Genomic DNA, 21,850 nt, shown 5'->3' on the forward strand with positions numbered 1-21,850 from the left:
CACAACATTGTGCATTATTCGAAGCAGGGGCCCTGCTCACCAAATTCCGGTAGCTACGGAATCTGGTGAGCAGGGCCCTCACCATTTGGGATAATTCATCGGTAATATTTGATAAATATTCTCATGCAGTTTACTGTTTATCAGAATTTTAAATCATAATTATGAATATTTTATGATTTAATTGTAAAGAATACATGTAGTGATTTGGATTGCGCAACTATATTCGCAAGCATAGTCACCATTTTCCACATAATTAAACTCATGAGAAGAATACTACTGTTGTTTTTTTCCTTGATCCTGGTCTTCGCGGCGCAGGATCTTCGGGCCCAAGGGCGCACTGTTTCGGGCCGGGTTATTGGATCTGACGGCACGGCCATTCCGGGCGTGACCGTGGTAGTGAAGGGCGGAACGCAAGGCACTTCCACCGATGCCGACGGCAAGTATTCGCTGGCCGTACCGCCCACGGCCACGGCGCTGACCTACTCCTTTGTCGGCTACGACAGCAAGGAGGCCAAAATTGACGGCCAAGGGGCCATTAACATCACGCTCGTTGCCAATCCTACCGGGCTGGACGAAGTGGTGGTGGTAGGCTACGGCACGCAGTCGCGCCGCGACCTAACAGGCAGCGTAGCCACCGTAGCGGGCAAAGAAATTGCCAACTTGCCGGTGCAGAGCTTCGACCAAGGCCTGCAGGGCCGGGCCGCGGGCGTCAACATCACGACCCCGAACGGGGTACTGAACAACCCGCCCGTTATCCGGATTCGTGGGGTGAACTCAATTGCCCTCAGCACGCAGCCCCTGGTGGTAATTGACGGCGTGCCAACCTTCACGGGTAATAATTCGGCCATCGGCGCCGTGCCCAACAACCCACTGGGCAACATCAACCCGGCCGACATTGAGAGCGTGGACGTGCTCAAAGACGCCTCGGCCACGGCCATCTACGGCTCGCGGGCGGCGGGCGGCGTCATTCTGGTCACGACCAAGCAGGGCAAGAAAGGCCAGGGCCGGCTGTCGTACGACGGCTGGGCCGGCCTCACGCAAGCCGTGCGCCTCTACGATGTCCTGGGCGCCACGGACTACATGACCATTAAAAACGAGGCGGTCAACAACCTCAACATCAACCAGGGCCGCCCGGTGAATGCCCGGGGCCCTTTCCTGCCCACTATTAACCCCGACGGCAGCACGGTTGACACGCGCTGGTACGACTACATCTACCGCACGGGCTTTTCGAACAGCCACAACGTGAACTTCTCGGGCGGCACCGACAAAACGACTTATTACACGTCGGTGAACTACACTAAGCAGAAGGGCATGCTGGTAAACAACGAGTTCCGGCGCTACGCGGCCCGCCTGAATGTGGAGCACACGCTCTTCAACAAGGTGAAAGTAGGCCTGCGCTTCAATTATTCCAATAACCTCAACTCCTCCCCCAACTCGGGCTCGGTGGGCGGCGCAGACGGGGCGTTTGGCATTTCGGGCCTCGGCCGGGTGCCGCTGGTACTGCCGCCCAACATCAGCCCTTACAGACGGCACCTACAACACGAGCGGGGCCAACATTGGCCCGGGGGCCAACCTCAACCCCACCGGGGCTAGCGGCGGCTTGGTGACCGGCTACTTCAACCCCGTGGTAGACCTCGACAACAACTACTACACGTCCGAAAGCAACCAGATTCAGGGCAGCGCCTACTTGGGGTGGGAAATTCTGAAAGGCCTGAACCTGCGCACGCAACTCGGCCTCGACAATACCTCTTTCGAAGACAAGTCGTTCAGCACTCCCCTTGCCGGCGATGGTTTCCCCGGCGGCTCGGCCACCAACGTGTTCCGCACCAACAAGCGGTGGGACTGGCAGAGCACGGCCCAGTACGACCGCACGTTTAGCGAAAAGCACAACCTGTCGGTGCTGGTTGGCACCGAGCAGCAGCAAACCAATGTGCTGCGCTGGGGCGCTACCCGCTCGCTGGTGGCCGACCCGTTCTTCACCACCTTCCAGGGCAACTTCACCAACATTGTTGCGACGGGCAATGACTACGGCAACAACTACTTGGTGTCCTTCTTTGGGCGGGTCAACTACAACTACGACCGCAAGTACCTGCTGACTTTTAACGCGCGCCGCGACGGGTGCTCGGCTTTTGCTAAGAAGTGGGGCAACTTTTACGGGGCCTCGCTGGGCTACGCCATTTCGGAGGAAAACTTTTGGAAGGACGCCGCTTTTGCCCAGGTCTTTTCTTTTCTGAAGGTGACCGGCAGCTACGGCAAAGTGGGCAACAACCAAGGCATTGGTGACTTCGTCTCGCAGTCCACTTATACCTCGGGCCTGAACGCGGCCAACTCTACGCTCTTTTTTACCAACGCCGGCAACCAGAACCTGACGTGGGAAACCAGCAAGAAAACGGACATCGGCCTATCGTTCGGCTTCCTGCAAGACCGCTTGTCGGGCAACTTCGCCTATTACCGCAACTTGGTGGACGGGCTGATTTTGAACGTACCCACGGCGCCCTCCCGCGGCATTCCGAACGTTGCCGCGGGCCTCACGCCCGGGCCAGGCACGCTGGGCAACATCCTGCAGGCCAACGTGGGCTCGATGCTGAACAGCGGGCTCGAATTTGACTTGCGGTTCAATGCCATCCAGGGCAAAAACTTTAGCTGGACGGTGAGCGGCAACGTCTCCACCCTCAAAAACCGCGTGGAAGCCTTGGCCACCCAAGGCCAGCGCATCGGCACGGCTACCTCGGGCCTGGAAACGGTCAACTACACGGAGGTCGGCCGCTCGATTGGCAGCATCCTGGCCGTGCCGACGCTGGGGGTAAACCCGGCCAATGGCCGGCGCTTGATTCAGAAAGCCGACGGCACCGTGGCGCAGTTCGACCTGACGGCGGGCTGGACAACCGTGAACGCCGATGGCACGAACGGCGCCAGCACCACGGCCCCCAACCAACTCGTTGATGGCGTGTACTACGGTCCCGTGCTGCCCACCTGGTACGGCGGCTTCGACAACACGTTCCGCTTTAAGAACCTCGACCTGGGCGTATTTATCCAGTTTTCGGGCGGCAACTACATCTACAACGGCACGAAAGCCGGCTTGCACGACCAGCGTTTCTGGAACAACGACGTAGACATTTTGGAGCGCTGGACCACCCCGGGCCAGAACGCCAAGTACCCGCGCGTGGTGTACGGCGACAACGTTTCGAACGGCTCGGCCCTCGTTATGTCGTCCAACGTGGAGAAGGGCGACTTTGCCCGCCTGCGCAACGTGCAGTTGGGCTACACCCTCAGCCAGACGCAGCTGAGCGCCCTCAAAGTAGCCTCGCTCCGCGTGTACGTGCAGGTGCAAAACGCGGCGCTGGTGACCGGTTACACCGGCATCGACCCCGAAATCTCGTCGAATGGGGCCAGCAATGGCGCGGCGGGCGTCGACCGCAACTCGGTAGGGCAAGCCCGGACGTACACGGCCGGCCTCAACATTGGTTTTTAATTGTACTACCCTATGAAATCAATTTTAAAAAAGACGACCGTCGCCGCGTGCACTGTGCTGCTGGGCCTGGGCACTTTCTCCTGCAACAACGACCTGCTGAACCCCACCTCCCAGATTACCCTTTCCGACCAGGTAGTGTTCAGCAACCCCGCCCGGATCGGCTTGCAGGTGCAGGGGCTCTACAGCTACGTGAAGGCCGGCAACCTGCTCGGCGGCCGCGCCCAGGTGTACGGCGACATTCGCGCCAACGACTTTTTGAACCGCACCAACAACGCCGTAACGGGCCTGACGGTGTGGAACCACACCGAAACTGAAACCTCGACGAACGACGTCGTGAATATGTGGGGCGCGGCTTACGCCGCCATCAACCAGATAAACGTGTTTCTGGGGGGCCTGGATGCCAACGCCGCCTCGTTTGTGGCCCCCACGTTTCCGAGCACTTTTGCTACTACTTCCCTCAGCTACCAGGGCGAGGCCCGGCTGCTGCGCGCGCTGTGCTACTACACCTTGCTGCAATTTTACGCCCGGCCGTATACCGATGGCGGGGGCACCCGCCCCGGCTTGCCGCTGCGGTTATTGAGTGATACCGGCCTGGGCAGCAACGACCTGGCCCGCAGCACGGTGGGCGAAGTGTACACCCAGATATTGGCCGACCTGACCTTTGCCGAGCAAAACCTGCCGCTCACCTACAGCACTTCCTTCGACAACGTGACGCGGGCGCACCGCAACACGGCCATTGCCCTGAAAACGCGGGTGTACCTGACGATGGGCCTCTACACCGACGTGATTCGGGAGGCGGAAAAAATTATCCCCGCCACCGCCACCACTGCCCCGTTCACGGCCTCCAGCGGTGTGCCCAATGCCTTGAACTCCTCCATAGCCGCCGTCTTTACAGGCTCCCAGGAAACGACCGAAAGCATTCTGTCATTCCCCTTCACGGCGGCAAACACGCCCGGCGGCCAAAACTCGCTGGCTTCTTACTACCTGCCGTCGCAGCTGCTTGCTACTGCGCCGATTTACAATGGCAACGGCGCCGAGTACGTGCTGAATACGGCTGCGGGCAGCATCTACGCCAACACCGGCTGGGCGGCTACCGACGCCCGCCGCACCAACTTTGTGGCCCAGGTAGGCACCAACTACTTTTTGACGAAGTACCTCACGGGCCCCGTTTTCATTGACAAAGCGCCTGTCATTCGCTACTCGGAAGTACTGCTCAACCTAGCCGAGGCCCGGGTTCGCTCGACCAACACCATCAACGCGCAGGCGCTGGCCCTGCTCAACGCCGTGCGCAGCCGCTCCAACGCCACGCCCTATACCGCCGCTGGGCTGGGCACGGTGGCCGCCACCACCGACGCGCTGCTGCTCGAGCGCCGCATCGAGTTTTTGGGGGAGGGCCTGCGCAACACCGACTTGCTGCGGCTCGGGGCTACCATTCCGGCCAAGGGCTCTGCCCCGGCCATTGTGCCCACCGATGTGCGTTACGTGTGGCCCATCCCGTCCACCGAGCTGGCCACCAACACCCTGATGACCCGCAACTAGGGCCCCAGCAAATTGGTTAACCGCAAAAAAGGCTTGCCCCACCGGGCAAGCCTTTTTTCGTTTGGGCGGCCCAGGCGTAGGGCTCCGGGGCCCTGGGGCCCTACGCCTGGGCCGCCAAATGGGCGTGGTCGCGCAGCACGGTTTGCAGGAAGGGCAGGTCGGGTAGGTCGGTGGCAATGCCGGTGAGGGCCTTCACTTTGTTGGCGGTTTCGTGCAGTAGCAAGAAGTTGCCGCGGGCGTTGGCCTGGTGCACCAGCTGGCGGAGCAAGGCCACGTCGTGGTCGGCGAGGTGGGCAGCTTGCGCAAAAACGGGCTGGTAGTCGGCCGGCACCGCGGGCAGGCCCAGGCCCTCGGCGCGCGCCGCGCCCGGGCGCAGGCTGATGACGGCGGTGCCGGCGGCCAGGTCGCCCAGGCGCTGGCCCTTGCCGTTGATGAGGACGGTGAGCAGCGCCGGGGCCCCAAAAAAGAGCAGCACCTCGAAAGGGCGCAGCAGCCAGCGCAGGCAGTAGTCCCCGAGGCCGGGGGCCGTGCCGTCGAGGCGCACCACGCGCAGGTGGCGCGCCTTTTTGCCCAGCGTTTGGCCGTTGAAAAACACTTCGCAAGCCAGGAAGTAGAACGTGGTGGGCAGCAGCATGAGCGTCAGCGCCACGCGGTCTTGGTTGGCGCCCAGCTTGTAGAGCAGCACGCCGCACAGGGCAAACCACACCAGGTACAGGGCGTAGTCAATGAGCGTGGCCAGCAGGCGCTCGCCCACGCTGGCGACCTCATACTCCAGGCTGACGTTTTGGGTGGTGTGGATGCGGAGGGTGCTCATGGGCGGGGATGGGGCAAAGGGCACGCCGAAAATACGGCCCGCCGCTAAGATGTTTGCGCGGCGGGCGGTTGATGAATAAACAATCATGCTTCGGCGCTGGCTACTACCTTTAAGGCCCACTATTCCGTCATGCGCGAAGCCCTTTTTCTCCGCCAAAACCAGGCCCGCTGGCAGCAGTATGCGGCCGGCCCCGCCGCCGACCCCAACGAGCTGGCCGCCCGCTTCGTGGCCCTGACCGACGACCTGGCTTTTGCCCAAACGTTCTACCCCGCCTCGCCCACCACGGCCTACCTCAATGCCCTGGCCGCCCAGCAGCACCAGGCCCTGTACCGCAACAAGCGGGAGGCGGGCGGGCGCTTCGGGCGGTTTTGGGCCCGGGAGGTGCCGCTGGTGGTGGGCCGCCACCACCGCACGCTAGCCTGGGCGTTGGCCCTGTTCCTGCTCTTCACGGCGCTGGGGGCCCTGTCGGCGGCCTACGACGACACGTTTGTGCGGGCCGTGCTCGGCGACGGCTACGTGGACCAGACCCTGGAAAACATCCGCCGCGGCGACCCGATGGCCATCTACAAGAGCGATGGCCAGGCCTCGATGTTCCTGCAAATCACCGCCAACAACGTGCGGGTGGCGCTGCTCACCTTCGCGGCGGGCGTTACCGGGGGCGTGGGCACGGCGTACATGCTCTTCAAAAACGGGGTGATGCTGGGCTCGTTCCAGTACTTTTTTTACCAGCAGCACGTGCTGCGGCAGTCGCTGCTCACCATCTGGATCCACGGCACGCTCGAAATCTCGTCCATCGTGCTGGCCGGCGGCGCGGGCTTCGTCATGGCCCGGGGCTTGCTGTTTCCGGGCACCTACAGCCGGGCCGAGGCGTTCCGGCGTTCGGCCCGCGAGGGCCTAAAGCTGGCCCTGAGCCTGGTGCCGCTGTTCTTCGTGGCGGGCTTTCTGGAAAGCTTCGTGACACGCCACACCGAGATGCCGCTGGCGGCCAGCCTGGCCATCATCGGCGGGTCGGCGGCGTTCCTGGGGTGGTACTTCGTGTGGTACCCCATCCGGCTGCGGCGGCAGCTGGGGGCCCCACCGGCGGCCGCGTAAGGGCAGCTAACTTTATCCCGCTTGCTTTATTCTTTACCCATTTATCTCTTTCCCAACGCTATGGCCAACACTTACTCGCAAGAATCCGATTTCCGCCAAGAGCGCGACTTTGGGCAAAAAATCAGCGCCACGTTCGAGTTCATCGGCGTGCATTTCCGGCCCCTGGGCCGGGTGCTGCTCTACATTGCCCTGCCCGCCGCCCTGGTGCGGGCCGTGCTGGCCGGCCTGCTGCAAACCCGATTCCTGACCACCCTGCAAACGGCCTCGGGCGCGGCTGGCGGCGGGGCCTGGCAGCAGCAGCAGGCCCTGTACGGCACCATGTTCACCACGCCCACATATTACCTCAACACGTTAACGAGCCAGGTTTTCACAACCCTCATCGTCCTGAGCGTATATGGCTACCTGCTGCACTGCCTGGCGGGCGCCGCCGGCCCGGGCCGCACCATCAGCGTGGCCGACGTATGGGCGGTGGTGAAGCGTGAATTTTTGAGCACGTTTCTTTCGCTTTGGGGTCTGGGCTTCGTTTTGGTACTGGGCTTCGTCGTGTTTGTGCTGCCGGGCTTTTACCTGATGGTGGCCCTGAGCTTGTTCTTCGTGGTGCGGCTGGTCGAAGGCACAGGCTTTAGGGACACCATCAGCCGCTGCCTGTTTCTGACGCGGGGCAAGTGGTGGTCCACGTTTGGCGTGCTTTTCATCATGGTGCTGTTGCTTTACGTGCTGCTGGGGGCCGCGGGCAGCGTGGCCGCGCTGCTGGCCGGCGGCCTCACGTCGATGGTGCACGCCGTCAAATCGCCGCTGTTCGCCGTTACCGTCACGTCCATCACCACCCTGTTCACGCTGCTGGTGTACCCGCCCATTTTGCTGGTGCTGGCGTTTCAATACTTCAACTTGGTGGAGCGCAAGGAAAGCCGCAGCCTGCACGCCCTGGTAGACCAGCTGGGCCAGGCGCCGGTGGCCGCCGGGCCCCACGCCTACCGCCCCGACGACGACGGTGAATACTAAGCCATTGCGCCGTCGCCGCGCCTGCCCGTGCCCCATTCTTTCCTTTTGAAAACGCCTCGCCCGCTCGCCCTGCTTCCGTTCTCCTGGCTGCGACCTGCGGTGCTGGCCGTGGGCTTGCTTGCCACTACGGGCGTCGCCGGGGCCCCACCGGCGCAAGAGCCAGCGCGGGCCCTGGCGCCGGCCGACACGGCCACCCGCCCGCTGCCCGCCGACCAGGCCACGCCGCTGCCCGCCCGCCGGCCCGACGCGGCGCGGCTGCGCGAGCTGCGCGGCCAGCGCGACTTTGACTACGCCGAGGCGGTGCCGCACCTCAGCGCCTGGGATTTGTTTTGGGCGCGGCTGTGGCAGCGGGTGCAAAACTGGTTGCAGCAGCGGAGCTACACGCACTTTTGGCGCTGGGTTTTCTACGCCCTGTTCGTGGCGGCGGGCGTATTTGTGGTGCTGAAGCTGTTGCAGGTGGACCTGACCGGCGTGTTTGGCCGCGGGCCGCGCCGGGGCCCCCTGGCCTACGACGCGGCCGCCGAGGATATTCACGCGGTCGACTTCACCGCCCGCCTGGCCGAGGCCGAGGCCACCGGCAACTTCCGGCTGGGCGTGCGCCTGGGCTACTTGCAGCTGCTCAAGCAGCTGGCCGACGGCGGCTTCATCGACTGGCAGCCCAACAAAACCAACCACGCCTACCTGGCCGAGCTGCCCGCCCAGGGCCCCCTGCGCGCCGATTTCCGCGAAATAACCCGGCAATTCGAGTACGTGTGGTACGGCGAGCTGGGGCTGACGGCCGGGCAGTACGCGCACGTGCGCACCGGGCACCGGGCCCTGGCCGGCCAGCTGGCGGGGGGCCCGGCCCACCGCCCCGCCTAATTATTTTCGCTGTGCCCATGACGACGTTTCGCTGGTATGTGCTCGGGTTGCTGGCCTTGTTCGGGGCCTACGTGGCCCTGGAATACTACCGCCCCAAGCCCCTGGACTGGTCGCCGACCTATATTAACAAGGACAAGATTCCCTACGGCACCTTCGTGCTGTTCGACCAGCTGCCGCGCCTGCTCGGCACCGATTCGGTGGCCACCGTGCGCCGCTCGGCCTACACCCAACTCACCGGGGCCCCGGAGCCGGATGCCGCCGCGGAGGCGGAGGTGGATAGCGTCGGCCAGACTAATGCCAAGGCCAACGATTCTACCGAGGCGGAACCGCCGCGCGCCGCGGCCACCGGGCCCGTGGTGCGGGCGGCCCGGGCCAATTACTTGTTCATCAACGATGGTTTTGGGGCTTCGGCGGCCGACGCGCGCGCCTTGCTGCACTTCGTGGCCCTGGGCAACGACGTGTTCATCACAGCTGACGACTTTCGGGGCCCCGTGCTGGGCGATTCGCTGGGCTTTTACACCGACGACGTGGCCGTGACTTCCCGCCCCGGGCCCCGCGGCCTGCTCGCCGCCGACTCGGTGGCGGTGCGCTTCACCAACCCGGCGCTGGCCGGCGCGCGCTACCGGCTGCCGGCCCTGCTGGCCCGGGCCCGCCTGGTGGTGAAGGCCGGACGGGCCGGCCGCACGCTGGCCACCGACGCCCAAGGCCGCGCCGTGTTCATCCGCCTCGACCACGGCGCGGGCCATTTCTTCCTCTGCTCGGTGCCGCTAGCCTTTACCAACTACTACTTACTGCGGCCCCGCACCGCGGGCTTTGCCGCCGGGGCCCTGGCCTACCTGCCCGCCCGCGCCGCCTGGTGGGACGAGTACCAGAAGCAGGGGCCCCTGGGCGACCAGTCGCTGCTGCGGGTGCTGCTAGCCCACCCGGCCCTGCGCGCGGCCTACTACCTCACGCTGCTGGGGGCCCTGCTGTTTGTGCTGGTGGAGGCGCGCCGCCGCCAGCGCATCATCCCCATCCTCAAGCCGTTGCCCAACACCACGCTGCTTTTTATCCGCACCGTGGCGGGGCTGTACCGCCAGGGCCGCAACCACGCCCTGATTGCCGAAAAGCGGGTGGCCCTGTTCCTGGATTACCTGCGGGTGCGCTTCCACGAAACCAGCCCCGACCTGGGCGACAACGACTTCCGCGAGCGGCTGAGCCAGAAGGCCGGCCTGCCCCGCGCCCGCGTGGACGAGCTGCTGCGGCTCGTAAATTTCGCCCGCACCGCGCCCCAAATCGACGACCGGGCGCTGCTCCAGCTCAGCCGGGCCATTACTGATTTCCGGCGCGAAGCTGGGTGATTTAGACTTTTTGCACTGAACCTAGAAACGCCGTTTTTACCTAATTGCACTATTCCGCTATAATGCCCTAACGGCTTGGAAACGGGCTTTTTGCCGCTCGTTTCGCCTCCCGGGGGCCTCTTTTTTACCGCATGGAACCCACTGACCTCGCCCCCGACGCCGCCCCGCTGAACGTTGCCGCTGGCAATGATACGCCGGCGGCCGAATCCGCGCCCGCCCCCGAAGCGGCCGCCGGCTTTGCGCCCCGCACCGACTTTGCCCAGCTCGCGGCCCGCGCCGAGGCCATGCGCGCCGAGATTGGCAAAATCATCGTCGGCCAAACCGATTTGTTGGAGTTGCTGCTCACGGCCGTGCTGGCCGACGGCCACGTGCTGCTGGAAGGCGTGCCGGGCGTGGCCAAGACCCTCATGGCCAAGCTGCTGGCCCGCACGCTGGCCGTGCCGTTCAGCCGCATCCAGTTCACGCCCGACCTGATGCCGGCCGACGTGCTCGGTACGTCTATTTTCCGGCAAAACACCGGCGAGTTTGAGTTTCGCCGGGGCCCCATTTTCGCCAGCGTGGTGCTGATTGACGAGATAAACCGGGCCCCGGCCAAGACGCAATCGGCCCTGTTTGAGGTGATGGAGGAGCGCACCGTGACGCAGGACGGCACCACCTACGCCATGCAGGAGCCCTTTTTGGTGCTGGCCACCCAAAACCCCGTGGAGCAGGAAGGCACCTACCGCCTGCCCGAGGCCCAGCTCGACCGCTTCCTGTTCAAGCTGCGCGTGGGCTACCCCACCCTGGCCGAAGAAGTGCAGATTTTGCAGGGCCACCACGCCGGTTTCGGCGGCACCTCGCTCGATTCAGTGCAGCCCATCCTGTCGGCCGCCGACCTGGGGGCCCTGCGCGCGCAAGTGCGCCAGCAGCGCGCCGAGCCCAACATTCTGGAGTACATCGCCAAGCTCGTGGGCCAGACGCGCGCCCACAAAGCCCTGTACCTCGGAGCCTCGCCCCGCGCCTCGCTAGCCCTGCTCAACGGCGCCAAGGCCCTGGCCGCCCTGCGCGGCCGCGACTTCGTGACGCCCGAAGACGTGCAGTTTCTGGCCCCCAGCGTGCTGCGCCACCGCATCCTGCTCACGCCCGAGCGCGAAATGGAAGGCGGCACGCCGGATGAAGTAGTGCAGCAGATTGTGCAGTCGGTGGAAGTACCGCGGTAAATGGAATTAAAAATTATGAATTATGAATTATGAATTATCTAACATTTATGAAAGAGAAAATACGATATTAATCAAGAGCTATGCGTTTTCGAAGCGCACTGTTTTGCTTTACAAATTGCTAATTAAAAACAAACACCCTCGTTCTTTAGCTGATCAAATTTTGCGCTGCGGCACCTCAGTTGGAGCGAATGTGGAAGAAGCAATAGGCGGATTCTCACGACGAGATTTTACGGCAAAATGTGGCATTGCTTACGAAGAAGCTCGTGAATCTCATTACTGGCTGCGTTTATTGCGCGACACAGAATGCCTCGAACCAAGACTGGCGGAGTCGTTGATTAATGATGCCGATGAGCTAAAACGAATTCTTGCCGCAATTATCATCTCATCACGCGAGCTAAAAAGCGAAAAATAGTTTGAATCATTTTTAATTTTTAATTCATAATTTTTAATTGACTTTTTTCCTAACGCGCCGCTTCTTCCTGCTCCTCGTGGCCCTCATCACGGGCTTCGCGGTGGCGTTTTTTCTGCCGTGGCTGCTGGGGCCGGTGCGCGTGGTGGGGCTGCTGCTGGGGGCCCTGGTGGGGCTAGATGCGGCGCTGCTGTACGCGCCAGCCAAGGGCCCGGGGGCCCCGGTGTTTGGGCGGCGGGTGCTGGGCGACAAGCTGGCCAACGGCTCGGACAACGACATTCAGCTGTTCATCGAAAACCGCTACCGCTTTCCTATTCAGACGGAAACGATTGACGAGATTCCGCACCAGTTTCAGCGGCGCGACGTGCTATTTAAAGCCGCCATTAAGCCGGGCGAGACGCAGGTGATTCGCTACCAGCTGCGGCCCACCAAGCGCGGCGAGTACGAGTTTGGGGCCCTGAACATCTACGCCGCCTCGCCGCTGGGGCTGGTGCGCCGCCGGTTTCGCTACGACGCCCAGCGGATGGTACCGGTGTACCCGTCGTTTTTGCAGATGCGGCAGTACGAGCTGCTGGCCATCCACAACCGCCTCACGGAAGTGGGCGTGAAGCGCATCCGGCGGGTGGGCCAGAGCCAGGAGTTCGAGCAAATCCGGCCCTACGCGGCCGGCGACGACCCGCGCACCCTCAACTGGAAGGCCACCGCCCGCCGCACCGGCACCGGCGCGGCCGACGCCCTGGTGGTGAACCACTTCCAGGACGAGCGCGCCCAGCCCGTGTACTGCCTTATCGACAAGGGCCGCGTGATGCGCATGCCCTTCGACGGCCTGAGCCTGCTCGACTACGCCATCAACGCCACGCTGGTGCTCAGCAACATCGCCCTGCTCAAGCACGACAAAGCGGGGCTCATCACGTTTTCCAACAAGCCCGGGGCCGCCCTGCTGGCCGACCGCCGGCCCGGCCACCTACTGAAGATTCTGGAGGTGCTGTACCGCCAGAAAACGCAGTATTTGGAGTCGGATTTTGCGCTGCTCTACGCCACGGTGCGGGCCCGCGTGCGGCAGCGCAGCCTGCTGGTGCTGTTCACCAACTTCGAAACCCTGCACGGCATGCAGCGCCAGCTGCCCTACCTGCGCCGCCTCGCCCAGGACCACCTGTTGCTGGTCGTCTTCTTCGAAAACACCGAGCTGCGCGCCTACCTGGGGGCCCCGGCCGAAACCACCGAGGACGTGTACAACCAGACCATCGCCGAGAAATTTGCCCAGGAAAAGCGCCAAATTGTGCTCGAATTGCAGCGCTACGGCATCCACGCACTGCTGACGGCCCCGAAGGATTTGAACGTCAATACCATCAACAAGTACCTGGAATTCAAGGCACGCGGACTACTATGAAGCAACCCACGGCACCACGCACCGAGAAACCAAGCGCTGCGAACCAAGGCGGCGCCCCGCAAATTTTTCGGCCCTGGGCGCACGTTTTCGTTGCTTCGCTGCTGGTAATTTTTGGCGGTATGGCCGCCCGGGCCCAGGCGCCGGGGGCCCCCTCGCCCCTACTGCCCCAGCCCACCGAGCTGCACTGGGGCGCCGGCCGCCTGGCCCTAAAAACCGCGCTGCGGCTGCAAATCACCGCGCCCACCGCGCCCGATCCGGCCGTGCGGCCCGCCGCGCTGCGCACCCTGGCCCGCCTGCACCGCGGGGCCCCCGCCCGCCCGGCCAAAACCCTGGGCCCGGTGCTGCAAATCCGCTACGGGCGCGCGGGCCAGCTGGCTCAATCGGGCGAGGAGCGCTACAGCCTGCGCGTGACGCCCGGCGGCGTGCTCATTGACGCGCCCACCGGCCTGGGCGTGCTGCGGGCCCTGGCCACGCTGGAGCAGCTGCCGCGCTTCGAAAAAACGGGCCGCTACCTGCCCGAGGCCGACGTGCTGGACCAGCCGCGCTTTGCCTGGCGCGGGCTGCTGGTTGACCCTGCCCGGCACTTCCTACCAGTGGGCGTCGTCAAGCGCAACCTCGACGGCATGGCCGCCGTGAAGCTGAACGTGATGCACTGGCATTTATCTGATGACCAAGGCTTCCGCGTGGAGAGCAAGCTGCTGCCGCGCTTGCAGCAGGTAGCCGGCGCCGACGGCTACTACACCCAGGCGCAGGTGCGCGAGGTGGTGGCCTACGCGGCGGCGCGTGGCATCCGGGTGGTACCCGAGTTCGACCTGCCGGGCCACACCGGGGCCCTGGCGGCGGCCTACCCGCGGGTGGCTTCGAACGACTCCATCAAGGCCGTGCCCGTGCGCTGGGGCGTGCTCAACATCGCCATCGACCCCACCCGGCCTACCACCTACGCCTTCCTCGACTCGCTGCTGACGGAGATGAGCGGGCTGTTCCCGGACCCGTATTTTCACATCGGGGGCGACGAAAACGACGGGCGGCAGTGGCGGCACAACCCGCGCATTGTAGCGTTCATGCGCGACAACAAGATGCTGAAGGCCGGCACGGCCGACGTCGTGGACAAGCACCAGCTCCAAACCTACTTCAACCGCAAAATGCTGGCCCTGTTGACGACCCGCAGCAAAACCATGGTGGGCTGGGACGAGATTTTGGGCCCCGACCTGCCCCAGGAGGTCGTCATCCAGAGCTGGCGCGGGGCCAAAGGCCTGAACGAAGCCGTGCGCCTGGGCCACCGCGCCCTGCTGTCGAACGGCTACTACATCGACCTAAATTATTCCGCCGCCGCCCACTACGTCGCCGACCCGCTGCCCGCCGCCACGCCCCTCGACGCCACCCAGCAAAAGCTGGTGCTGGGCGGCGAGGCCACCATGTGGAGCGAATTCGCTGATTCGGTCATCTACGATTCACGCGTATGGCCCCGAGCCGCGGCGGTGGCCGAGCGGCTGTGGTCGCCGCAAGCCACCACCCAGGACGTGCCCGACCTGTACCGCCGCCTGGCCCTGGTGTCTACTCAGTTGGAAGGGCTGGGCCTGCAACACCGCCGGGCCCCGGCGCTGCTGCTGCGGCAAATGGCACCGCCCGGGGTCCTGGGGCCCCTCACCACGCTGGCCGACGTGCTAGAGCCGGTGAAAGAGTACAAACGACATTTCCAGGGCTTCAAATACACCACCCAAACGCCCCTGACCCGCCTCGTGGACGCTGCCCCGGCCGAATCGGAGGTGGCCCGGCAGTTTGGCGCGGCCGTGGACAGCGTGCTGGCCGGCTTGGCCGCGCCCGTGCGCCCACCTGCCCTGGCCCGGCAGCTGGTGCAGCTGCGCGCCCACTTGCTGCGCTGGCAGGCCAACGACGCGGCCTTGCAACCGCTGCTGCTGGCCACGCCGGCCTTGGCCGAGTACGCCCCGCTCTCAACGCGGCTGGGGGCCCTGGCCACGGTGCTGCTTGAGCGCCTTACGCAACTCGAAGCCAACCAGCCCGCCATGCCGGTGTGGCAAATGACGGCCCGCGCCATCCTCGACGATGCCCAGCTGCCCGCCGGCCAGGCCGAGCTGGCCCTCGTGAAGGCCGCCCGGCGGCTGGCAGGGTTGTAGGCCGGGAGGCCAATGAGCAAAAAAGGCGGTCATGCTTCGACAGGCTCAGCATGACCGCCTTTTTTGCTTAATAATCATACCCTGGCCCTAGCCCGGGGCCCTACGCGAGGTTGTACTCGGCGCGCCACTTTTCGATGGTGTGGTTGTAGATGGCCTGGTTGGCCATGTGCACGGTGCAGGCCGCGCGCGCGCCGGTTACCACGTTCGAGTCGGGCATTTTGCGCTCGACAATGGCCTGGTGGAAATCGCGCAGCGAGTACCACGAGCCGTCCTTTAGCGGCTCGGCGCCGGTGGTGATGGCGATGCCGCCGTCCTTGTTCCAGGTGATTTTGGTGGCCCCGGTCACGCCGTCCACGGTGCCGTATTGCTTTATTGTTTCTTGTTCCGGGTAGTACATGCCCTGGTCGACGAGCAGCGAAATGGTGCCCTTGGTCCCCTTCAGCTTGAACAGGTAGCCGTCGCGGGCGTTGCCGCAGGTGGCCCCGAAGTTGCCCACCATGCCTTCCTTGGCGTAGCGCACCATCACCTGCACGTTGTCGTAGGTTTCGCGGCCGTCCTTGTAGAAGTCGATGCCGCCGGTGCCGAACACCTCGTCGGCGTGCGTTTCGAAGGCCCAGTTGATGAAGTCCATCTGGTGCGAAAGCAACTCGGCGGCCAGCCCGCCCGAGTACTCGCGGTACATGCGCCAGTTGATTTTGCGCTCCAGGCCCGGCTCCGGCACCGGGCGGCGCCAGCTGCCGTTGCGGTCCCAGCGGCAGTCAATCTGCGTCACCTTGCCCAGGTAGCCCTGCTTGATCATCTCCTTCACCCGGTAGTACAGCGGCGAGTAGCGGTACTGGTGGCCCACTTGCAGCGTTTGGGCGGGGCGCTGCTGCGCCAGCCGCACCAGCTCCAGGGCTTGCGGAATGTCGTAGGTCATGGTTTTTTCGAGGTACACCTGCTTGCCGGCGGCCAGCGCGTCCTTGGCCACCTGGAAGTGCAGGTTCAGGGGCACGGCGATGATGACGGCCTCCACCGCCCGCGCGTCCAGCAGGGCGTGGTAGTCGGCGTAGGACTTGGCGTGGCCGGCGGCGCCGGTTTTTTGCGCGTTTTGCAGCCGAAACGGCAGCTCGTCGCACAAGGCCACCACCTCGAACCGGTCGGGCAGGTCCTGCAAAATCTTGAGCAGCCCCGTGCCGCGGTCGCCGCAGCCGATGACGCCGATTTTGATGCGGCGGGCCGGCGCGGGGGCCCCCAGGACGTCGGCCAGGGCCCCGGGCAGCCACAGGCCGCCGGTCAGCAGGCCCGTTTGTTTAATAAAATTGCGTCTTGGAAGGTCCATCATGGGTGTACAATTAGTTTTTGAAAGCCGCGCGTGGCCGTGTCGGCCACGGTGCCGTTGGGCCGTTGGTACAGCAAGTAAGCTTGGAGGTTTCGGTGGTGGCGCAGAAACACCAGGGCGTCGGCCAAGCCCATGCCCATCAAGGCGTTGTCGTAGGCGTCGGCGGTTAGTGCGTCGCGCGCCACCACCGTTGCACTCACCAGTTCGTTGCGGAAAGCGTAGCCGGTTTTGGGGTCAATCAGGTGGGCGCTTTTTACGGGGCCCCAGCGCTTGAACTTGCGGTAGTTGCCCGACGTGGTGATGCCGCCCGCGCGCAGCTGCACCACCTGCTGCATGCCGGGCGGCGGCACGGCGCTGGTGTCGGGCCGCTCGATGCCCACCCGCATCCGCGCGCCGCCGGGCCACTTGTGGCCCCGCACCCGGATTTCGCCGCCCACTTCCACCAGGTAGTCGCGGATGCGGTGGCGTTCCAGCAGCGCGGCCAGCACGTCCACGGTGTAGCCCTGGGCGATGCCGTTCAGGTCGAGGTGCACGCCGGGCATGTCTTTCACCAACGAATCGCCGCGCAGGTGCACCTTGTCGGAGCCCACCAGCGGCAGCAGCGCCGCAATGGCCGCCGCCGACGGGGGCCCCGCCACCGGCCGGGGCCCGAAGCCCCAGGCCTGCACCAGCGGCTCCACCGTGGCGTCGAAGCGGCCGCCCGTGTCGCGGTACACCGCCAGCGCCTTGCGCACCACCAGCCGCAGGTGCCGGTCGGCCACCACGCCCCGGGCCGATTGGTTGAACCGGTTGATGAGCGAGCCGGGCGCGTAGAGCGAGAGCGAGGCATCAATTTCGGCCAGCGCGCGCGCCACATCCACCGCCGCCACGGCGCTGTCGGCCGCGTAGTAGGTCACCGCGTACGTGGTACCCTGGGCGTAGCCGCTGAAGCGGTGGACCCGCCGCGGAGCCGGCGATAAGGCCGCGAGCCCTAACCCAACAGCCAGCAGAATGCAGTGTACCAAGCGACTGAGGGTAAAAGGTTGGCGTGGCAGCGCGGGCCGGGACAACAGCGCTGCTGCGGGCCGCTGGCAAGTTTGCAAGCCTGTGGGGCCCACCCGCTTGCACTGGCCAGCGCAGCGGTTACTCGGCTGCCCGGTAGCCGTCGAACGCCAGAAAGTTAGCGCAATCGATTTAATTACTGATGTTACGCACTGAGTTGGCGGAGTTGCTGATACATGGCTTTCAGGCCGACGGTGTAGAGTTGGGCTTTGAGGCGAAAATGCCCGAGGCCGCATTTGAGTTTGAGCACTTCCAGCTTGGTGTAGGCCAGCACAGCGGCCAGGAAGTGGGTGGCTTGCGTGGCCAGGGTTTTAGTGGGCGCTTTGCCCATGGAGGCATTCTGTTTAAGCGACTTATGATATTCTTCCACTTTCCACCGTCTTTGGTAAATCGTGGTCAGACGGGCTTGGTCCAGGTCGGTGTCACTGCTGACCAGATACAGCATGCCCTGGCTACCGTCTTGGTTTGTAAAGACTTGTCTGGTTACGAGTACGGCCTCTTGGACCGCCCGCAAATAGACGCGCAGGGGCTGCGTATCGGGAAAGGCCAGCGTCTGCACGGCCTGGAACTGGCCCTGGGCGCGCGCCGCTTCACTCAAGGCCACCGTGCGGCTGCTTTCGAGGGCAAAAATGAAGTGGTGGCCCAGCGCCCGCACCAGCTGCATGTTTTCGGCCGAGGCATACCAACTGTCGGCCAGCAAGTAGCGGTAAGCCACTTGCTGCTGGGCCACGCGCAGCATTTGCTGCACGTATTCGTTTTTGGTGAAGGGGCTTTGGTAGCTGGTTTGCTGCGTTTTGGGGTGAAAGACCGGCACGGTTTTCCGCACCAACTCGACGGCGAGGGGCAGGGCCAGCGCCCCGGCCTGATAGAGCAGGGTGACGAAGTTGAGGCCCTTGATATAACGCTGCTGACTGTGGCCCCAGTGGGTGCAAATCAGCTCGTTGGCATCCGTATGCGCCTTTTCCAGCACCGAATCGTCCACGATGAGGACGGCAAATTCCTCGGCAGGCCGACGGGCTTCAGCTTGGCGAATCAGCGGCTTGGCGTGCCGCCACACCTCGGCCGAACCCAGGGTGGCGTGGCTCAGCCAACGCGTGATGTGGTCGTGGCTGAGTGCCCCCCCCAGCAGGCGCGACAAGCCCGTAGCCGTCGTTGGACCCGTCGAGCTCAGCAAATAATCCGTGTACAAGTCCAGCGTGCAACTCTGCATAAGCCTCCTAAACGGGCAACCACGCCCAATGACTGCGTAACATCAGTTAATTAGTTCATAACCAAAGCCACCACCTACTCCGCTGGCTAGTCGTTCTGCCTGGTAAGAAAACGAGTTAGACCAGGGGCAGACAACGTCAATTCTTTCCCGCAAAACCTTGGCTACTAACCTGCGCCGCCGGGCCGTTTTGGCCCCCGTGCCTTACTTTAGGGCCCCTACCACCCCACCCTACCCCCATTTCCTTGAAACCATTCAAAACAATTGCCGCCAGTGTAGTGGCCACCGCGCTGGCGCTTGCCGGGCCCCGGGCGGGCTTTGCCCAAACCACCGATTCGTGGCAAAACCTGTTCGACGGCAAAACCCTGACGGGCTGGAAACGCCTGGCGGGCACGGCCGACTATAAAGTAGAAAACGGCGCCATTGTGGGCACCACCGTGATGAACTCCGGCAACACCTTTTTGGTGACGGAGAAGGAATACGGCGACTTTGCGCTGGAGTTGGACCTGATGATTGAGAGCCCGGTGAGCAACTCGGGCGTGCAGACCCGCAGCCACTTCGACACGCCGGAGCACAAGGGCGTGGTGTTCGGGCGGCAGCTGGAAATTGATCCTTCCGAGCGCAGCTGGTCGGGCGGGGTATACGACGAGGCCCGCCGCCAATGGCTGTACCCGCTCGACTTGCACCCACAAGCCAAAACGGCCTTTAAAGTGGGCCAGTACAACCACATCCGGGTGGAGTGCATCGGCAACGAGATGAAGACGTGGATCAATAACGTGCCCATCGCCTACGTGGTGGACCCCGTGGACCCCAAGGGCTTCATCGGCTTGCAGGTGCACGGCATCACCACCAAGGAGCAGGAAGGCAAGAAGGTGTACTTCAAGAACATCAAAATCAAGACCACCAACCTGAAGCCCAGCGCGTTCCCGGCGGACGTTTACGTGGTCAACTTCGTGCCCAACTACCTGAACGCCTACGAAAAGCAGCACGGCTGGAAGCTGCTGTTCGACGGCAAATCGTCGCAGGGCTGGCGCGGTGCCAAGGGGCCCACTTTCCCGGCCAAGGGCTGGCAGGTGAACGAAGGCACCATGACCGTGCAGCCCTCGGCGGGCAAGGAGGCGGCCAACGGCGGCGACATCGTGACGGATGCCCAGTACAAAGCCTTTGACTTGTCGTTTGAATTCAAGCTCACGCCCGGCGCCAACAGCGGCGTGAAGTACTTCGTGACGCTGGACGAAAAAACCGAGGGCTCGGCCATTGGCCTGGAATACCAGGTGCTGGACGATGCGCTGCACCCCGACGCCAAGCTTGGGCGCGACGGCGACCGGACGATTGCCTCGCTCTACGACCTGAAAACGTCCATCAAGAACCCGCGCTTTATCCACCCCATTGGCGAATGGAACGTGGGCCGCGTGGTGGTGTACCCCGACAACCGGGTGGAGCACTACCTGAACGGCTTGAAAGTACTCGAATACACCCGCGGCTCGAAGGAGTTCTTAGACCTAGTGGCGCAGAGCAAGTACCACATCTGGCCCAACTTCGGCATGGCGCCCCAGGGCCATATTTTGCTGCAAGACCACGGCAACCTCGTGTCGTTCCGGAGCATCAAAATCAAGCAGTTATAATTCCTTCTTCCTCCTTCCCACCCACTTTCTACATGCTGAACGAACCCAATCCCCGCCGGCTATTTCTCAAGCAAGCCGCCCTGGTAAGCGCCGGGGCCCTGGTAGCGCCCAAGTTGGCCTGGTCGGCCAGCAGCTACAAACGCATCATGGGCGCCAACGACCGGGTGCGGGTTGGCGTGGTGGGCTTTTCCGACCGCCACCGCAACTCGCACATGCCCAGCTTTCTCAACCACTACAAGGAGCTCAACTTCGACGTGGTGGGCGTGTCCGACATTTGGAGCAAGCGCCGCCTGGAAGGCGCGGCCCTGTGGAAGGAAAAGCTGGGCCACGACGTGGCCGCCTACCGCAACAACGACGAGCTATACGCCAGTAAGAGCGTGGACGCGGTGTTCATCGGCACCGCCGATTTCCAGCACGCGCTGCACGCCATTGAGGCCGTGCAGGCCGGCTGCGATGCCTACGTTGAGAAGCCCTTTGCCGAAACGATGGCCGACAACCGGGCCGCCCTCAAAGCCATCAAGGGCGCGAAGCAGATTGTGCAAATCGGTTCGCAGCGCCGCAGCGGCGACAACTACATCGCCGCCGAGCAGTTCATCAAGTCCGGCAAGTTTGGCCCCATCAAAATGGTAGAGCTGACTTGGAACGTGAACCAGCCCGGCCGCTGGCGGCGGCCCGAGCTGGTGGCCCAGCTGCGCGAGGCCGACGTGGACTGGAAGCGCTACCTGATGAACCGCCCCGCCGAGGCCTACGACCCGCGCAAGTACCTGGAATATCGTCTATTCTGGCCCTATTCGTCGGGCCTGCCGGGCCAGTGGATGAGCCACCAGATTGACACCGTGCACTGGTTCACGGGCCTGCCCCACCCGCGCAGCGTGGTGGCCAACGGCGGCATTTACATGTGGAAGGACGGCCGCCGCAACTGGGACACCCTGACGGCGGTGTTCGACTATGGGCCCCTGGACAACCCGGCCGAGGGCTTCCAGGTCACGTTTGGCTCGCGGATGGACAACGGCGACGAGAATCCGGCCGAAATTTACTACGCCAACGGCGGGGAGCTAAACCTGATTACCAACAAGGTTTCGCCCAAGGGCGGCCTCACCAAGCAGCACGCCGACGCTATGCACTTGGCCCCCAACCTGCTGACTGAGTTTAGCCTGGCCAACACCGCCGCGGCGGTCGCCTCGGCCAACACCGGCGGCGACGTGCTGACCTCCAACCACGTGCGCAACTGGATGGAGTGCGTGCGCAGCCGCCAGCAGCCCCACGCCCCCGTGGAGGCCGGCTACAGCCACTCCATCGCCAACATCATGACCACGGCCGCCGCCCACACCGGGCTCAAAGCCACGTTTGACGAAAAGACGCAGGAAGTGATGGTGGGCGGCAAAGTGTTCAAATACTAGCCC

The 21,850-nt window shown here is 63.8% G+C and carries 17 protein-coding genes; 13 read left to right on the forward strand and 4 right to left on the reverse strand.

The window, feature by feature from the left end; genetic code table 11:
- Positions 1-291 precede the first annotated feature (291 nt).
- The 3 genes from AXW84_RS25980 to AXW84_RS15745 are packed head-to-tail and all read left to right on the forward strand — an operon-like array spanning position 292 to position 5,011.
- Positions 292-1,593 (forward strand): SusC/RagA family TonB-linked outer membrane protein, encoded by a 1,302-nt coding sequence (locus tag AXW84_RS25980; RefSeq protein WP_236943144.1) that lies wholly within the window; start codon positions 292-294, stop codon positions 1,591-1,593.
- On the forward strand, positions 1,556-3,472 hold the full coding sequence (locus tag AXW84_RS25985) for a TonB-dependent receptor domain-containing protein (protein WP_236943351.1): 1,917 nt from the start codon (positions 1,556-1,558) through the stop codon (positions 3,470-3,472). The genes AXW84_RS25980 and AXW84_RS25985 overlap by 38 nt, the downstream gene beginning before the upstream one ends.
- Before the next feature lie 12 nt (positions 3,473-3,484).
- Entirely contained in the window at positions 3,485-5,011 is a 1,527-nt protein-coding gene (locus AXW84_RS15745; protein ID WP_068235242.1) for a RagB/SusD family nutrient uptake outer membrane protein, read from the forward strand.
- A gap of 100 nt (positions 5,012-5,111) precedes the next feature.
- On the opposite strand, the gene AXW84_RS15750 is transcribed toward AXW84_RS15745, so the two are convergent.
- Positions 5,112-5,825, reverse strand: coding sequence for an RDD family protein (locus tag AXW84_RS15750; protein ID WP_068235245.1), 714 nt, complete (start codon positions 5,823-5,825; stop codon positions 5,112-5,114).
- A gap of 129 nt (positions 5,826-5,954) precedes the next feature.
- On the opposite strand from AXW84_RS15750, the gene AXW84_RS15755 reads away from it, so the two are divergent.
- From AXW84_RS15755 to AXW84_RS15785, 8 genes are all read left to right on the forward strand, one after another.
- On the forward strand, positions 5,955-6,917 hold the full coding sequence (locus tag AXW84_RS15755) for a stage II sporulation protein M (RefSeq protein ID WP_068235247.1): 963 nt from the start codon (positions 5,955-5,957) through the stop codon (positions 6,915-6,917).
- A gap of 60 nt (positions 6,918-6,977) precedes the next feature.
- Positions 6,978-7,919, forward strand: coding sequence for a hypothetical protein (locus tag AXW84_RS15760; protein ID WP_068235250.1), 942 nt, complete (start codon positions 6,978-6,980; stop codon positions 7,917-7,919).
- A gap of 45 nt (positions 7,920-7,964) precedes the next feature.
- Positions 7,965-8,780, forward strand: coding sequence for a DUF4129 domain-containing protein (locus AXW84_RS15765; protein WP_068235255.1), 816 nt, complete (start codon positions 7,965-7,967; stop codon positions 8,778-8,780).
- 17 nt (positions 8,781-8,797) lie between these two features.
- Positions 8,798-10,120: a DUF4350 domain-containing protein gene (locus AXW84_RS15770; protein ID WP_068235258.1), complete on the forward strand. Its 1,323-nt coding sequence runs from the start codon at positions 8,798-8,800 to the stop codon at positions 10,118-10,120.
- Between the two features lie 284 nt (positions 10,121-10,404).
- Positions 10,405-11,319 carry an AAA family ATPase gene (locus tag AXW84_RS15775; protein ID WP_068239532.1) on the forward strand — a complete coding sequence of 305 codons (915 nt, stop codon included), beginning with the start codon at positions 10,405-10,407 and terminating at the stop codon, positions 11,317-11,319.
- A 22-nt stretch (positions 11,320-11,341) separates the two neighbouring features.
- On the forward strand, positions 11,342-11,731 hold the full coding sequence (locus AXW84_RS23460; protein WP_071891422.1) for a four helix bundle protein: 390 nt from the start codon (positions 11,342-11,344) through the stop codon (positions 11,729-11,731).
- Between the two features lie 37 nt (positions 11,732-11,768).
- On the forward strand, positions 11,769-13,118 hold the full coding sequence (locus AXW84_RS15780) for a DUF58 domain-containing protein (RefSeq protein WP_068235261.1): 1,350 nt from the start codon (positions 11,769-11,771) through the stop codon (positions 13,116-13,118).
- A gap of 119 nt (positions 13,119-13,237) precedes the next feature.
- On the forward strand, positions 13,238-15,253 hold the full coding sequence (locus tag AXW84_RS15785; RefSeq protein ID WP_068235265.1) for a beta-N-acetylhexosaminidase: 2,016 nt from the start codon (positions 13,238-13,240) through the stop codon (positions 15,251-15,253).
- Between the two features lie 100 nt (positions 15,254-15,353).
- Here the strand turns inward: AXW84_RS15785 and AXW84_RS15790 are convergent, their stop codons facing one another.
- The 3 genes from AXW84_RS15790 to AXW84_RS15800 form a co-directional block, all read right to left on the reverse strand.
- A complete protein-coding gene (locus tag AXW84_RS15790; RefSeq protein WP_236943145.1) occupies positions 15,354-16,577 on the reverse strand; it encodes a Gfo/Idh/MocA family protein in 1,224 nt (407 codons plus the stop codon).
- Positions 16,574-17,578, reverse strand: coding sequence for an FAD:protein FMN transferase (locus tag AXW84_RS15795; protein ID WP_068235274.1), 1,005 nt, complete (start codon positions 17,576-17,578; stop codon positions 16,574-16,576). Before AXW84_RS15795 ends, AXW84_RS15790 begins: the two co-directional genes overlap by 4 nt.
- Positions 17,579-17,760: 182 nt before the next feature.
- On the reverse strand, positions 17,761-18,825 hold the full coding sequence (locus AXW84_RS15800; RefSeq protein ID WP_071891425.1) for an IS701 family transposase: 1,065 nt from the start codon (positions 18,823-18,825) through the stop codon (positions 17,761-17,763).
- A gap of 242 nt (positions 18,826-19,067) precedes the next feature.
- Here AXW84_RS15800 and AXW84_RS15805 point away from each other — a divergent pair, with 242 nt between their 5' ends.
- Both AXW84_RS15805 and AXW84_RS15810 read left to right on the forward strand, forming a co-directional pair.
- Positions 19,068-20,447, forward strand: coding sequence for a 3-keto-disaccharide hydrolase (locus AXW84_RS15805; RefSeq protein WP_068235277.1), 1,380 nt, complete (start codon positions 19,068-19,070; stop codon positions 20,445-20,447).
- A 32-nt stretch (positions 20,448-20,479) separates the two neighbouring features.
- Positions 20,480-21,847, forward strand: coding sequence for a Gfo/Idh/MocA family protein (locus tag AXW84_RS15810; RefSeq protein ID WP_068235280.1), 1,368 nt, complete (start codon positions 20,480-20,482; stop codon positions 21,845-21,847).
- Positions 21,848-21,850: the final 3 nt, after the last annotated feature.

This window comes from Hymenobacter sp. PAMC 26628, from assembly GCF_001562275.1.
Classification (GTDB): domain Bacteria; phylum Bacteroidota; class Bacteroidia; order Cytophagales; family Hymenobacteraceae; genus Hymenobacter.

Coding starts and splice junctions, on each gene's coding strand:
- AXW84_RS15770 (WP_068235258.1), top strand. CDS start 8,798: ATGACGACGTTTCGCTGGTATGTGCTCGGGTTGCTGGCCTTGTTCGGG.
- AXW84_RS15810 (WP_068235280.1), top strand. CDS start 20,480: ATGCTGAACGAACCCAATCCCCGCCGGCTATTTCTCAAGCAAGCCGCC.
- AXW84_RS15760 (WP_068235250.1), top strand. CDS start 6,978: ATGGCCAACACTTACTCGCAAGAATCCGATTTCCGCCAAGAGCGCGAC.
- AXW84_RS15745 (WP_068235242.1), top strand. CDS start 3,485: ATGAAATCAATTTTAAAAAAGACGACCGTCGCCGCGTGCACTGTGCTG.
- AXW84_RS15785 (WP_068235265.1), top strand. CDS start 13,238: ATGGCCGCCCGGGCCCAGGCGCCGGGGGCCCCCTCGCCCCTACTGCCC.
- AXW84_RS23460 (WP_071891422.1), top strand. CDS start 11,342: ATGAATTATGAATTATCTAACATTTATGAAAGAGAAAATACGATATTA.
- AXW84_RS15800 (WP_071891425.1), bottom strand. CDS start 18,825: ATGCAGAGTTGCACGCTGGACTTGTACACGGATTATTTGCTGAGCTCG.
- AXW84_RS15775 (WP_068239532.1), top strand. CDS start 10,405: ATGCGCGCCGAGATTGGCAAAATCATCGTCGGCCAAACCGATTTGTTG.
- AXW84_RS15750 (WP_068235245.1), bottom strand. CDS start 5,825: ATGAGCACCCTCCGCATCCACACCACCCAAAACGTCAGCCTGGAGTAT.
- AXW84_RS15755 (WP_068235247.1), top strand. CDS start 5,955: ATGCGCGAAGCCCTTTTTCTCCGCCAAAACCAGGCCCGCTGGCAGCAG.
- AXW84_RS15790 (WP_236943145.1), bottom strand. CDS start 16,577: ATGATGGACCTTCCAAGACGCAATTTTATTAAACAAACGGGCCTGCTG.